Source organism: Calothrix sp. UHCC 0171, assembly GCF_034931845.1.
Lineage (GTDB): Bacteria > Cyanobacteriota > Cyanobacteriia > Cyanobacteriales > Nostocaceae > Brunnivagina.
Genome location: NZ_JAYGHN010000026.1, coordinates 11,845 through 26,801 on the forward strand (window position 1 = coordinate 11,845; position 14,957 = coordinate 26,801).

A 14,957-nucleotide genomic window follows, 5' to 3' on the forward strand; every position below is an offset into this window, starting at 1 on the left:
TTTCCAGGAAGAGTATTGCTCCCTATTTCCAGGAAGAGTATGCCACACGCGGGCAAGATGCCCGCACTACGGTGATTCTACATTTTGGGTTGTACAATGCACCCTGCACATCAGCTTAGGAAGAATATTTCCCCAGTAATTTCTCTCCACACCACGGCAAACTACCAAAATTAATGGTGCAAACAATTAGCTAAAAATAAAGTCGTTAGCATCAAGAGTGCTACCCACACCATTCGTAGCTGTGAAATTTCCGAGGGTAATTGTATCTGTACCGAAAACAGAGCCGGAAATAACTCTAGTTTGTCCAGATTGAGTCACCGTCAAAGCACCAAAATTGATATTAAATGCCGTCAGATCAATTTTGTCTTCACCCTTTGTGAAAGCATTAATTTGGTCATTGCCAAATCCCGACGCAAAGATAAAGGTGTCATTACCAGCACCACCATTCATGGTGTCATTGCCCACACCACCAGTTAAAGTATCATTACCATCGCCGCCGGTGAGGAAATCATTACCAGCACCACCAATCAACCAGTCAGCGCCAACTCCACCGTTGATGCTATCATCGCCCTCACCACCATCGAGAGTATCGCTACCTCCTCCCCCTAATAGGGTATCGTTACCACCATTACCAAAGAGGATATCGTTACCAGCAAGTCCACTGAGATTATTGTTGGCTTCGTTACCAGTGATTGTGTTGGCAAGAGCATTACCTGTACCTGTTTGGGCTGTACCAACCAAGATTAGATTTTCTAAATTGTCGCCCAAGGTATAGTCCAGGCTAGATTGAACTATATCTGTACCTTCATCGACGTTTTCTGTAATTGTGTCTCCTATGCTATCAACTATGTAGGTGTCGTTACCAGCACCACCTATTAAAAAATCATCCCCCGCACCACCTATTAAAAAATCATTCCCAGCACCACCATCGAGAACATCATTGCCAGCACCACCGTTGAGATTATCAGCACCAGCCCCGCCAAATAAGGTGTCATTGCCAGCACCACCAATCAGGAAGTCAGCGCCAGCCCCACCATCGAGAAAATCATTACCAGCACCACCGTTGAGAGTGTCATTACCTCCAAAACCAAAGAGGTTGTCACCGTTGCTGGTGCCAGTGAGGTTATTATTACCACCATCACCAAGATACAAACCGATCGCATCAACCGCGATCGCACCTGTAAGATTCGCACCCACAAAGGTAGCATTGGTAAAGTCACCTTTTGACAGGTTGGCATTATTTAACTTGGCGTTGGTGAAATTTGCACTAATAGCGATCGCATCGGTAGTGAGTACCCCACTCATGTCAGCACCAGTAAAGTTGGCATTGGTGAGGTTAGTTTTGGAGAGGTCAGTATTTACTAGTTTGGCACTGCTGAAATTGGAACCAGTGAAATTACTATCAATTAATTTAGCACCAGTTAAATTTGTAGCTGTAGCTGTACCATTAGTAGCAACATAAGCACTAAAATCAGCACCACTTAAAGTCGCATCATCTAAAACCAAGTTGCTTAAATCAGCACCACGAAAGCTCACATTCACTGGTTGATTTGGATTGAATGCTTCTACATCACTGATAGAGACACCACTAAAATTTGCTAAATCAAAGGTAGAATTTTGGAGAATCAAATCAGTGAGTTTGGCTTGTCTAAAATCAGCACCCGTTGCATTCACGTTAACTAAAAGAGTTGCCTCTAACTCTGTTTCTTGAAACTTCGCATTGGTGAAATTTGCCCCTGTCAAATCCGCAGCTTTTAGCTTCGTTTTAAATAAATCGGCACCTGTAAAGTTTGCTCCCGCTAAATTTGGTCGCTCCGACTGTTCCCCACTGAGATTTGCTTCTCGGAGATTAGCATTAGTTAAATTGGCATTTGATAAGTTAATAAATTTTGTATCAATTAGTGATAAATTCGCTCCAGTTAGGTTTGCCCCACTGAGATTGACATTTTCTAATTTTGCTTTGAACAAATTAGCTGGTGATGGAAAGTTGTTATTCGGAGCAAAAACAGCATTTGATGCATTGACGTTGAACCAACTTGATTCTTCAAAGTTAGTACCTCTAAGGGCTGTATTGACAAATTGCACCCCTGTGAGAGTAGTTTTAAAAAAATTTGAACCGTTTAGGTTTTGTCCATTAAAGTTATTTCCATTGAGGCTTTGATTGCTAAAGTCTTGGGCTGCCATTGAATAGATACCTCTAGATTAATTGAGTAAATTGAAAAATTTTGATGCTGAATGTTAACTGAAGTTGTAGAGCGCGTCAGCTAATCCTTCTATTTTGAAAGTTTGTCACTGACGCACCGTACAAACTACAGTTAAGCTCCTCGGTTTAAGCTGATTGTTTAATTTCTAATGGTTCTTTAGCAGCTACAGGTTGAAGTTGTTCTTGTAACCAAGTAGAAAATAGTTCATTTAACAACTTCTCTTTCACTGTTTCATCTAATTTGGCTGGTAACAGTTTTTCTAAGCGGACAATTATCCACCATTCACCAATGCGAGTTGGAGGTGATAACTCACCTGGCTGATTGATGGTGAGGATTTGAGCTAATTTAGGATGGGGTGATGAAAGCGGAACTGGACCCATTAAACCGCCTGTAGAAACTTCTGTACCCTCAGAATATTGTCTTGCTAATTCTGCAAAAGGTTGTTCATCTTCTAGGAGGCGAAAATAAATTTCCCGCGCCAAATCCGCATCTTTCAGTCGAATTAGGGAGTAAATAACTTGGTCAAGTTGTTGTTTGCGTTGACGGAAATAGGATTCTAATTTGTTTCCCCAAGTTGCTTGTTGAAACTTCTCAATTCGTAGTTTCCGAGTTGCTAACTCTATAAATTGTGCTTCCGTTAATCCTTGTTTTTGTAACCAATTTTGGCGTTCAACTTCTGATGTTAATTTATGTTGTTGGCAAAATTCCTGATGACACTTGGCTTCTTCTTCAGAGGTACAGGTAAAAGGTGCGATCGCCTCCTCGATTACTAGTTCTTGTTTGAGTTTAGGTAACATTTGATATTGACTCAACAAGGGGACTATCTCTTCGGCTGTCACCTTGCGGTTATTTACCTGTAAGATTTCGACTGATTTATCTAGGTTGATTTTTGAGTCTTTATACTTAGAATTTGACGTATTATCAGTTACCAGAGATACTCTTGATTCCGATGCAATCGCACTACTTGGGAACACTAATTTACTATCTTCCTGCTGTTGTATCCATTGCAGATGCTTGGGTAATAAAACTGACAAATTATATTTGTGTTCAACACTTTCCCTGGCTTTGGCACGAATTTCTGCCATTTTATCGGGGTGATTCAAGGCTTCCTCAAGGCGATCGCATATTTCCTGGGGTGAGAAAAAGTCTGCTAACAAGCCATTTACCCCGTCTTGAATCACTTCCATCACGGGAGGAGTTCTTGAACCCACCACCAAACAACCTGTTGCGAGGGATTCCAGTAATGACCAGGATAAAACAAAAGGACGGGTCAAATAAACATGAGCGCTTGATGCTTGGAGAACTTGCAGATATTCTTCATAGGGTAGCCAACCTGTAAAATGGATACGACTTTGGTCGATGGGGAATTTCTCCAACATCACATCTTTATAGGTTTTACCATTGGGGAGTTTTTTGCCGTAAGCTACCCGATTTTCCCCCACAACTACTACATGGCAATTTGGTCGTCGCTGCTGGAGTAAAGCCACTGCTTCCATAAACTGCGGAAAACCCCGATAAGGTTCCATACCTCTGGTAGCATAAGTGACAATCTCATCTACATGGGACAGGTCAAGTTTTTTGCTGGCTATGACTAACTTTGCCCCTGGTTGGGGACGGAAAAAGTCAGTATCAACGCCATCATGGAGAACTTTAATTTTACTTTGATATTCTGATGGGAACTGCTGACGCTGCCAATAGGTTGGAGACAGACCGCGATCGCAACTATACAAGTCTTGCAAAATCGGCGCATTTTTGATCCGAATCCGAGCTTCATCATCCGCATTCAGGGATTCACTGGGATCAAAATCAGCATCGGAACCATGAGCATGATAGAACCACTCGAAATAACAGAGTAATTTAGCTTGAGGAAAAATATCTTTAACAAATAATGTTGGACCCCAACCAGAATGACCATAAACCACATCAGGTACAAATCCCTTAGCTTTTAGCTGTTCTGCCGTGCGAAAAACAGCTTGACCTTGAAGAACAGCATTTTCCAAGGGTCTAACATAGTGGTGAGTTTCCGGTCGTGCTTCCCGTTTCGCCTGATAAAAAACCTTGTTAACACCAGGTAAGCTTCCTTCCCGACGAGTAGTACCAAAAAAAACCTGATTACTACTGTCCTTAGCTAAAGCTGTCGCTACATGGCGAAATTGAGCCGGAAAATTAGGATGTAAAAATAATATTCGCATGGTAGATGCATGATTAAAATATTGGGAAGATTGCAAAGATTTTTCTCCTGTCCTTCCGTTAAGTAAAAACAGGAGATTAAAATAATGTGGTTCCGAAGAGTAGCTGCATAGAATTCTAACGACGCTGCTACCCTCCGGTCTATGTGGCAATCTATCAGGTGCGTACTAGGTTTTTACCAAGTACAATCCTGTAGTTGCCCATTTCTTACACAGGCTCAATAAGGAAACTTGATGGGCTATTCCTGAGCTGATTAGCGGTTTGCCCTGCAACAAAAGCAAGTTTTTCAGAGTTACCAATAGTTACCCCTTCAGTAATAACGTAGATTTCAGCACCCGCTACTCCATTGATAGTCTGGTTCCGGAATCCTAGCTGCTCAAATGTCAGACCCTCAATAACGAAGTAGTCCTCATTCCTGTTAAAGTCGGTGATGTAGTCGCCAACAGGAACAGGAATGATTGGCTCACCGGGTTGGGGTGGCTCGTATACATAGTCTGCGTAAAACAACTGGAAGAAATCAATACCACCTTCACCGGTGAGCGTGTCGCGAGTGGTTTGGGTTTCCGCATCTTCGCCACCAAAGAGAAGGTCATTACCATCTCCACCCACGAGGGAATCAGCACCAGAACCGCCATCAAGGTAGTCATCACCAACACCGCCGTTTAAGGTATCATTGCCGGCAAGACTTTCTTGTCCGTCGAAATCACCGTAGAGGGTATCATTACCAGCTTGACCTAGGAGGTTGTCATTACCCTCACCACCTCTGAGCTGATCATCGCCACCCTGTCCCTGGAGGATGTCATTACCAGCACCACCATTGAGGGAGTCAAAACCGGCTCCACCTAGGAGGGAGTCATTACCGACATAGCCATAGAGAACATCATCGCCAGCGCCACCTAGGAGGGTATCAGCACCACCGTTAATTGTCTCATTACCCTCACCGTAAAGGGTATCATTGCCATCGCCACCAACCAGGGAGTCAGCACCACCAGCAATTGAGTCATCCTTCGTACCATCGCCATATAGCTCGTCATCAGAGAAGCTACCAACTATAGTGTCATTACCAGCACCGCCTTTAGCAGTATCTTGAAAGCCGCCAAACACCCAGTCAGCCCCAGCACCACCATCGATGAGGTCTTTGCCATCAAAGGCATCGTCAGCATCCGCGCCGCCATAGAGGGTATCATTGCCTGCTTCACCATATATTTCGTCTTCGCCTGATCCCCCATATATTACGTCAGCACCAGCACCACCATAGATTTCATCCTTATCGGAGCCGCCATCAATGTTGTCATTACCGCCTAAACCATAGAGCGTGTCATCACCAGCAAAGCCGTTAATGTTGTCGGCATTATTGGTTCCGTTCAGGATATCGTTTCCTGGAGTTCCGTTTCTATTTGCCATAATCAAACAATTCCTATTTCAGAAAAGTATTTTGTGACTTACCTGTACAGATGCACAATACAAGTTCTGTTTGAACTCTCACTATCTCCCCTCCCTCAAGTTTGAGAGAGGGGTGTCACAGACATAGTGAGAAGAAATAACGTACTGTAGCTTAAGTCAGTAACTAAAATTGTTATCTTGGTATTCATTTCAATTAATTCCCTGAGTATAAGTCCAGAATTTTTTGATTAGACTGCGATCCAAAATCTGGGGGTAGAGACATAGGACTGCTACGTCTCTACATTTTTCTAGAGATGTCTATTTAGAAAACTACAATGTCATTTCTGGTAATCGCCGGATTTCCAGATAATTGAGCAATTTCTACTTGAGATGCACTACCTGTACCATCTACATCGAAGTACAACACACCGATGCTGGCGTTATAGATAAATCTATCGGAAGCATCATTAGCTAGGGAACCAACAAAGAATCGGCTAGCTGAAAGTACACCCGCAGTTAGCCCACCACCAAAACCAGCAGCAGAAATCCGGATAGTATCGTCAACGATAGAGAAATCTGTGATGGTGTCAATGCCTTCAGTGGAAGCGTTGAAGGTAAAGTTGTCAGCACCAGCACCACCAGTCAAGGTGTCACTACCAGCACTACCGATCAAGTTATCATTTCCGTCTCCACCTATGAGGATATCGTTGTCATCTCCACCGTTGAGGATGTCATTACCTGTTCCTCCATCAAGAAAGTCGTTACCTAAATCACCTTGGAGGGTGTCATTTTCAGTTCCACCATTTAAGGTGTCATCACCAGTGGAACCATCCAGAAAATCAAAACCTGCTTCACCATTGATGATGTCAGTTCCATCTCCACCTAAGAGAGAATCATTACCAGTTCCACCATTTAAAATATCATCACCAAAGGAACCATCAATAGTGTCATTTCCTGCACCACCATTTAGGGAGTCGTTACCAACTTCAGTATCGATAATATTTCCTTGAGCATCTAGGATGGCTCCACCGAGGGAATCATCTCCACTACCACCGACAAGAGTATCGTCACCATCTTGACCAAAAAGTCTATCATTCTCTGTGCCACCATCAAGGAAGTCGTTACCATTGTCACCATTCAGGAAATCTATTCCAGCACGACCAAAAATGCGATCGTTTCCATCCTCACCAAAAAGTTGGTCATTACCTGTTCCACCATCAATGGAATCCTCACCATCATCACCAAAAATAGTGTCGTTCCCTGTATTACCTAAGAGGGTATCATTCCCATCGTCACCAAAAATTTGGTCATTCCCACCTAAACCATCAATAAAGTCATCACCACTAGTTCCAAAGAGAACATCATTACCTGAAGTTGCCATATTTAACCTCTTTACTGATTTGTTGAAGTTGAACCACTGAACACCCTGATGAAGTTTCAGCTAAGAGAGAAAGGTTATATTGTCTTTTGCTCGCGATCGCAATTTCTGTTTGATGATCGCAAATAAGCAACGATAATCACAAACAGAACTGTGATAATACTATGAACTAGCGATGTTCAAGTGAACAGCTAACTCTTTTTGGAATAAAAATCGTTAAGTTTTCTCTTCAATTGCCTCTCTGTTATGCAAAATATCTGCATAACTAAACCGCTTGTCTTTTCAACTAAGAAAATACAAAATTTCGGTGTTGCATACTTTGCAATTAAAAAGTTGCCAATTTGGCAGAAGTTATGCTAACCTAATTAGAGCAACATAAAAACCAAGATACAAAGTGGCGATTAGATAGACATTTCCGCGTTAAATGCAGAAAATAGTTTGGTTTTCCGCTTTAAATGCAGGAATTTGAGTAAATTTCAGATACCAGTTAAGCCAAGCCCGATAAATTAAAACCCACAAATATCTGTTGTTCTTCGCATTAATCGCAGATACGCAACCCCTCCAACAGTTAATAACACTGTCTGCGCTGTACCTGGTCAAAATTGTTAGTAATTGATGATCTCTCTACAACTGCAAATCCTCTTACGACTTTTCTTGGTCAGAAATTTAAGATATAACCTACTTTTCGCAAATTAAAGAGATTTCCAGAATAAAAATTACCTCACAATTGATTGTGAGTTCATCATCAGGTTTGAGAGGTTTTACGCCCTGCAAATACCTTGTGAATAGGTAAAATTATTTTGAGAAATTAAGAATAGTGCTTCTTCTACCACTGTAATCAAGGGAGAAAACTCACTAAACAACTGTTATTAGCACGAGAAAAATTTAGGGAACTGTCAATGGAACTTTAAACATGAGAAAAGTCTCATTAACTAGAAATATAGTTGCCCTGATTTGGCTTGTCAATGCAATAAAGATGAGAAAATTCTCATAAATCAAAACGATGCAAGCACAGCACTTAACAGCTTGTAACTATTAGTACTTATTGGTATTAATAACCAATATAGGCACTTAGAAACAGGACAAAGTAACTATATTGACTATATTCTTTCTGAATGAAAAAATAAATAGAACACATAAGTGAATACAAGTATTAAGTATTGAGTTTGTCCTAGATAATCAGCGATAACAATTCGTATATATAACTTAATTCCAGTAAATCAATATCTGTTTGTACCCAAAAGAGACAATAGAATTGTATTCATAAGCACCTATCATTAGTACAAATGTAGATAATCATACAAAGAAAAAAACATATTTAATCGTATTAATTGTTCTTATAAATGGTTCTGACCCCTCACCGTAGAATGGATTGAATGAGTGGAGCATTTTTTGTTTTGGCTACCAAAGCAATTGATACTATCACTAAATTGCTTATTTCCTATCTATCAAAGCAGCAAAATGTAAATCTATCTCAAGATAGATGATTTATATATTTATTTATACATCTAATAATCATTAGCCATACCAGATACAAGCCCGATAAATAGTTTCTTCGTATATACAGACCCCAAACCCAAAACTTAATTCAATAAATCACAACTGGAAATTGGTATGTCTGTAGCCACGGATTATTTTGCTGAATTTATTACCAAACTTGCAGGTTTCGACCAATTGCCAAGTGAGGTACTTGTTAAACTATTAGAAAATATTCATCCAACTCGTTATCGTGTAGGACAGAGAATTCTCGGAAAAGAAAAAATACCCGATCGCATTACAATCATTTATGAGGGTAAGGTGAGATTGTTGGCATATGACGCTCGCACCCAAGTCCCAAGTTCCTTAAAATTTCTGGAATCTGGAGATATTTTAGGTGAAATTGGTATTTTGCGAGAAATTGGATGTGAAACTGCGATCGCATCAAGTGAAGTCACATGTTTAAGATTGGATGCTGGGGAATATTTGCGTTTATTAGAAAAATATCCAGATTTTGCAGAGGTTCGCAAAAATCACTGTCATCTAGTAGAAATATTTGATATTTTGGGTGTTCAAAAAGAACTCCAAGCAAATGCCCATATAAATTTGAAAGAACTGGCTCAAAATGTTTTAGCAGGAGCAAAAGTACATTATTTACCACCAGGAAAAATTTTATTTAATCAATTAGATCAAGAAAAAATTTGGTTTGTTAGCGGTGCAGGAGCAAAAAACTTGGCTCATGGTTCTTCTTTAGAATTACTCAGGGCTACCAATAAAATAGAGGTACAAGGAGGAAAATCACTACGTTTAATTGGCTTGGATGCTGCTGATTTATTCATACTCAATAGGAATCACCAATCTGAGCAGATCAAAGATAATTCGCTAGAGAAGTTAGACAGACTTAATATTCCCTATGCATCTGATGAAATTCCAGAAAAAAAATCTAGCATTAGAGATAATCAACAGAAAATAAAATATCCATTTTTTCCTGGAAAGGGACAGATTAATTCGGCGATCGCCTGTTTTCAAATGGTATCAAAACATTTGCACATGCCTTTCCGCCGAGAGATAGTTAATCGTATTTTAAGCGAGAATGAGAAACGTCAAGGTACAGTATCTTTTCAACTTTGTGCTTATCTTGCAGAGTTATTAGGACTCAAAGCCCAACTGGTAGATATACCCCTAAACTCGAATAGCATCACGCGCATTCCTACGCCAGCTTTAATACGCTATGAAGATAGCTTTGCAGTTGTCTATGAAGCAAGTGAAAAAGTTATAGTTTTGGGAATACCATCTGGAGGTATCCAGCGTTTTCAACCAAAAGAATTACTAGCTCAATTAGAAGCAGAAGATAGCAATTCTCAACCTCGCTTCCGGGTATTACTAATTACTGCAACCAAAACCACACCCCAACAACGCTTTGGTTTAGAGTGGTTTATTCCCTATTTATCACGTTACCGTCGTGTACTGATAGAAGTTTTTTTAGCTTCTTTTTTCGTGCAGTTAGCAGCATTAGCAAATCCCCTGATTATTCAGATAATTATTGACCAAGTAATTGTCCAGAATAGTGTTAATACTCTGCATATTTTTGGAGGATTGTTATTAGTTGTTGGCTTCTTTGAGGTTGTACTGACTACATTAAGAACTTACTTATTTGTCGATACGACTAATCGTATTGATATGGGCTTAGGGTCAGAAATTATTGACCACTTACTTCGTTTACCGCTAAGTTATTATCAACGCAGACCAGTAGGAGAACTATCTACCCGTGTCAATGAATTAGAACATATTCGTCAATTTATGACAGGTACAGCTTTAACCGTGGGCTTAGATGCTATATTTTCGGTGATTTATATCATCGTCATGTTATTTTATAGTTGGCAACTAACCCTTGTCGGTTTAGCAACGATACCTGTATTTATTATTTTGACTGTGGTTTTCTCTCCAATAGTGAGAAAACAGTTACGTGCCAAAGCGGAAAGAAATGCGGAAACACAATCATACTTAGTTGAAATCATTTCTGGAATTCAAACAGTCAAAGCACAAAACATTGAATTGCGATCGCGTTTTTCTTGGCAAGAACGTTATGCTAATTATGTATCGACTGGGTTTAAAACTGTAATCACTTCCACCCTCGCAAGTTCTACTAGTAATTTTCTCAATAAACTTAGTAGTTTATTAGTTTTATGGATGGGATCATATTTAGTAGTTCAAGGACAATTAACTTTAGGAGAGTTAATTGCTTTTCGGATTATTTCTAGTTATGTCACCAGTCCAATCTTGCGTTTAGCACAACTATGGCAAAGTTTCCAAGAAACGGCTTTATCATTAGAGCGGTTAAGTGATATTGTTGATACACCACAAGAAGCAGAACAAGACCGTAATAATATTCCTTTACCTGCGATTTCTGGTGCGGTAAAGTATGAAAATGTTTACTTCCGCTTTAAAAGTGATGGTCCCCTGCAACTTTGCAATGTGAGTCTGACTTTTAATTCAGGTGAATTTATTGGCATTGTCGGACAAAGTGGTGCAGGAAAAAGCACTCTCACAAAACTTTTGATTAGATTGTATGAACAAGAGTCAGGTAGAATTTTAATTGATGGATATGATATATCCAAAGTTGAACTATATTCGCTGCGACGACAAGTCGGATTCGTTCCCCAAGATACACTCTTGTTTGAAGGCACAATTCAAGAAAATATTGCTCTGACTAATCCTGACGCAACAACAGAGGAGATTATCGAAGCGGCTAAAATTGCGGCTGCCCATGACTTTATTATGGACTTACCTAATGGTTATAATACCAAGGTGGGTGAACGTGGAGGAGCGCTCTCTGGTGGACAACGACAAAGAATTGCGATCGCACGTTCTGTTCTACAAAGACCAAAGTTATTAGTCTTAGATGAAGCAACTAGTGCTTTAGATTATGTTACGGAAAGGCAAGTTTGTCTCAATTTAGCGCAAGCATTTAAAGATAGTACAGTGTTCTTTATTACTCACCGTCTAAATACTGTCAAACACGCAGATACAATCGTCGTTATGGATGCTGGTAGGGTTGTTGAACAAGGAACTCATGATAAATTAATGGCAATGGAAGGTCATTATTTTTACCTCTACAATCAGCAAGAAATGAGTTCATAAATATGCGTGTAAAAATAAATTGAATAAGTAGTGTGGAGAGGAGTTTTCGGGGAGATGTTCTTCACTGAAAACTCCGGGTGCGGAAAGCCCACCTTTGGGAAATAAGTAGTTAGGCAAAATTAAAAAATTAAATATATATTGTGATTGCTTTATACGTTGCAATGACGAGGACTTGAGATTTTTAGAATATATAAATATTTTTGCATCACAACTTAGCAAGCCAGACGCTTGCACTACTTATTTTTACATGATTCCTAATCATATTTATCAATAATCACTCACAAACAATCTATCATTATCATGACTAAACTAGACACAAATAACCTCAATGGAAAATCTAGTAACAGTAAGTTTGAACACACAATAAAAACCTTGGAAGCGCAGACATTGACGACTGAATCTCAAACTCCCCAATCAGTTGCAACTAAATCATCTACAATTAATTCTCAAGATTCTCAGTTAGAGCAATCTGTAGTCTTACGCCAATCTCCTATTTGGTCGCGTGCCATAATGGGGACTATGATGGGATTAGTGTGTTTTGGGATAACTTGGGCTTATTTTGCCAAAATTGAGCAAGTAATTCCAGCAACAGGGCAATTAAAACCTGAAGGTGCAGTCAAAGAAATTCAAGCACCAGTGAGTGGAGTTGTTAAAGATATCTACATTAAAGATGGACAACAAGTCAAAGCTGGAGATTTATTACTAGTTTTTGATTCTACTACCACAGATGCGGAATTAGGTTCGCTACAAAAAATACGCGCTGCTTTAATCAGAGAAAACCAAATTTATCGGCAGTTAATCCAAAATCCTACATCTGTGATTACAGAAGAAGAGTTGTTAAAAAATGCTTTTGCGAAAGAAACTATTTCTTTACTGAAACATCGTACAGTTTTGCTGTCAGAGAATGAATTTTTACGTAAAGAATTAGGAGAATCTGGAAATAATTTTATTTTGGGAATAGACGAGCAAAAACGTTTTATTGTCACAAAAAATGAATTAGATACTCGTGCAGCAGCAGGACAATTAGAAGTTGCTCAAATTAGGAAAAAGCTAGCACAAATTGAAGTTCAAATTAGTGACACAAAAGCAACTGTAGCTCTTGAAGAACAAATTATTGGTAAACTAAAAACTTTATCAGAAGAAGGAGGGATTTCGCAGCTACAGTATTTGCAACAACAAAAAAAGGTACAAAATCTCAAAGCCCAAGTAGCACAATTACAAGAGGAAAAACAACGTCTACAACTTGATATTCAACAGGGAGAACAAGAGTTGAAAAATAGTGTGGCGGCTTCTCATAAAAATAATTGGGAAAAAATTACTAATCACAAAAAGCAAATTGCTGAGATAGAGAGTCAACTTACTAAAGTGCTGTTAGAAAATGAAAAGCGGCTAGCTGATGTCAATAGTAAAATTTCTCAAGTGCAAACAAATATCAAATATCAAAGACTTTATGCACCTGTCGCTGGAACTATTTTTAACTTACAAGCAAATAATCATGGATTTGTCACAAGACCAAGTGAGAAATTACTTTCAATAGTACCAAATGATAGCTTTATTGCTGAAGCATTTATTACGAATAAAGACATTGGTTTTATCCGTGAAGGTATGAAAACAGATGTGAGAATTGACTCATTCCCTTTTAGCGAATTTGGCGATATTAAAGGGGAAATAATATCAGTAGCTTCAGATGCATTACCGCCAGATGAGAACTATCGATACTATCGTTTCCCTATCAAAATCAAATTGGATAGACAATCATTAAATGTGCAAGGTAAAAATATATCCTTGCAATCGGGAATGTCGATCACGGCTAATATTAAGATACGCGAAGAAAGGAGTATTATGAGCTTATTTACCGAAGTATTTACTAAACAAATCGAAACTTTAAAAGAAGTTCGCTAGCGCATATCAAGCACGATTTGAAAAAGGTATTTCATCTCAAAATTGCTGGTTTGACTTACCAAGCATTGATATTACAGCGTCGAATTTGTTCTCCGACTAAGAGTAAACGTGCTATTTGTTCTGCTGTATCTGTAAGCAGAGTGGCAGTTTGATTAATTGCTTCACTTAAACCACATGGATGGGTCAATATACTGGTAAAGTAGTCTATCCCATGCTGGAGATTTATTTCTGCACCTTCTCCAACCGTTCCAACTAAAGCGATAACAGGTAATCCGTAACTTTTGGCTCTTTTGGCTACTTCCGTGGGAATCTTTCCTCGTGGGGTTTGAAAATCGATGCATCCCTCCGCAGTAATCACCAAATCCACCTGGGAAACTAAACTATCTAATTCCAAATACTGCATCACAATATCGTAACGAGGGTGTAATTTTGCACCAACGAGAGCGTGTAAACCCGTACCTAACCCTCCTGATGCACCACTACCTGACATTTCTCGAACATCAATACCGAAATCAGTGGCAATCACAGCAGCGTAATGCTCTAAAGCCAAAGACATTTGTGCCACGATTTCTGGAGATGCTCCTTTTTGGGGACCAAAGACCTTAGCAACACCGCGATCGCCACATAATAGATTATGCCAGTTGCAGGCAACATCAATCTGCACTTGATCTAAGCGTGGGTCTCTGGTGGAAAGATCAATTTGTTTGAGTTTTATTAACTCACTGCCACCCCAGCCTATTTGCTTGCCCTTCTCATCTAGCAATTTTACACCCAAAGCCTGTGCCATTCCCGCACCACCATCATTAGTTCCCGAATCTCCACAACCAACTAAAATCCGCTCTGCACCAGCATCTAAAGCAGCTTTAATTAACTCACCCACTCCATAGGTAGTTGTCAATAAGGGGTTTCGCAAATCGCGAGGAACAAGACGTAACCCCGCAGCAGCAGCCATTTCTAAGACCACAGTTTTCACAGAACTCCCACCTAAAAATCCGAAATGGGACTGGACTTTTTCTCCGACTGGTCCCGTAACTTCTAGGTAATGTAAGGTTCCACCTGTGACATTTACCAAAGTTTTGGTAAATCCTTCACCACCATCAACAAGAGGTGCTTTGCGGATATTTACATCCTTTAAAACTTTTTGAATACCATTTGCAATACAATCAGTAACTTGTTCTGCGTCAAGACTTTCTTTAAATCCCGAAGGAGCAATCAGAATATTCAGTGTCATATTATTTTCCTGCGGCTTTCATACTACTTTTTATTTGGACCCTTGCTTTTGT

7 protein-coding genes are annotated in these 14,957 nt (G+C 39.6%); 2 read left to right on the top strand and 5 right to left on the bottom strand.

The window, feature by feature from the left end:
* Positions 1-186: 186 nt before the first annotated feature.
* The 4 genes from VB733_RS18450 to VB733_RS18465 form a co-directional block, all read right to left on the bottom strand.
* Positions 187-2,184 carry a pentapeptide repeat-containing protein gene (locus VB733_RS18450; protein ID WP_323341523.1) on the bottom strand — a complete coding sequence of 666 codons (1,998 nt, stop codon included), beginning with the start codon at positions 2,182-2,184 and terminating at the stop codon, positions 187-189.
* A gap of 145 nt (positions 2,185-2,329) precedes the next feature.
* A complete protein-coding gene (locus VB733_RS18455; protein ID WP_323341524.1) occupies positions 2,330-4,432 on the bottom strand; it encodes a glycosyltransferase in 2,103 nt (700 codons plus the stop codon).
* Between the two features lie 169 nt (positions 4,433-4,601).
* On the bottom strand, positions 4,602-5,798 hold the full coding sequence (locus VB733_RS18460; protein ID WP_323341525.1) for a calcium-binding protein: 1,197 nt from the start codon (positions 5,796-5,798) through the stop codon (positions 4,602-4,604).
* A 301-nt stretch (positions 5,799-6,099) separates the two neighbouring features.
* The gene (locus tag VB733_RS18465; RefSeq protein WP_323341526.1) at positions 6,100-7,158 is read right to left on the bottom strand and encodes a calcium-binding protein; all 1,059 of its coding nucleotides are present in this window, start codon (positions 7,156-7,158) and stop codon (positions 6,100-6,102) included.
* A gap of 1,611 nt (positions 7,159-8,769) precedes the next feature.
* Here VB733_RS18465 and VB733_RS18470 point away from each other — a divergent pair.
* Both VB733_RS18470 and VB733_RS18475 read left to right on the top strand, forming a co-directional pair.
* Positions 8,770-11,772: a peptidase domain-containing ABC transporter gene (locus tag VB733_RS18470; RefSeq protein WP_323341527.1), complete on the top strand. Its 3,003-nt coding sequence runs from the start codon at positions 8,770-8,772 to the stop codon at positions 11,770-11,772.
* A gap of 300 nt (positions 11,773-12,072) precedes the next feature.
* Complete coding sequence (locus tag VB733_RS18475; protein ID WP_323341528.1) at positions 12,073-13,674, top strand: HlyD family efflux transporter periplasmic adaptor subunit; 1,602 nt, start codon at positions 12,073-12,075, stop codon at positions 13,672-13,674.
* Between the two features lie 55 nt (positions 13,675-13,729).
* Here VB733_RS18475 and VB733_RS18480 read toward each other — a convergent pair whose 3' ends face one another.
* On the bottom strand, positions 13,730-14,905 hold the full coding sequence (locus tag VB733_RS18480) for a glycerate kinase (RefSeq protein WP_323341529.1): 1,176 nt from the start codon (positions 14,903-14,905) through the stop codon (positions 13,730-13,732).
* Positions 14,906-14,957: the final 52 nt, after the last annotated feature.

Bases quoted from the DNA above. Each gene is read 5' to 3' on its own strand.
- VB733_RS18475 (WP_323341528.1), top strand. From the start codon at position 12,073: ATGACTAAACTAGACACAAATAACCTCAATGGAAAATCTAGTAACAGT.
- VB733_RS18465 (WP_323341526.1), bottom strand. From the start codon at position 7,158: ATGGCAACTTCAGGTAATGATGTTCTCTTTGGAACTAGTGGTGATGAC.
- VB733_RS18470 (WP_323341527.1), top strand. From the start codon at position 8,770: ATGTCTGTAGCCACGGATTATTTTGCTGAATTTATTACCAAACTTGCA.
- VB733_RS18460 (WP_323341525.1), bottom strand. From the start codon at position 5,798: ATGGCAAATAGAAACGGAACTCCAGGAAACGATATCCTGAACGGAACC.
- VB733_RS18450 (WP_323341523.1), bottom strand. From the start codon at position 2,184: ATGGCAGCCCAAGACTTTAGCAATCAAAGCCTCAATGGAAATAACTTT.
- VB733_RS18480 (WP_323341529.1), bottom strand. From the start codon at position 14,905: ATGACACTGAATATTCTGATTGCTCCTTCGGGATTTAAAGAAAGTCTT.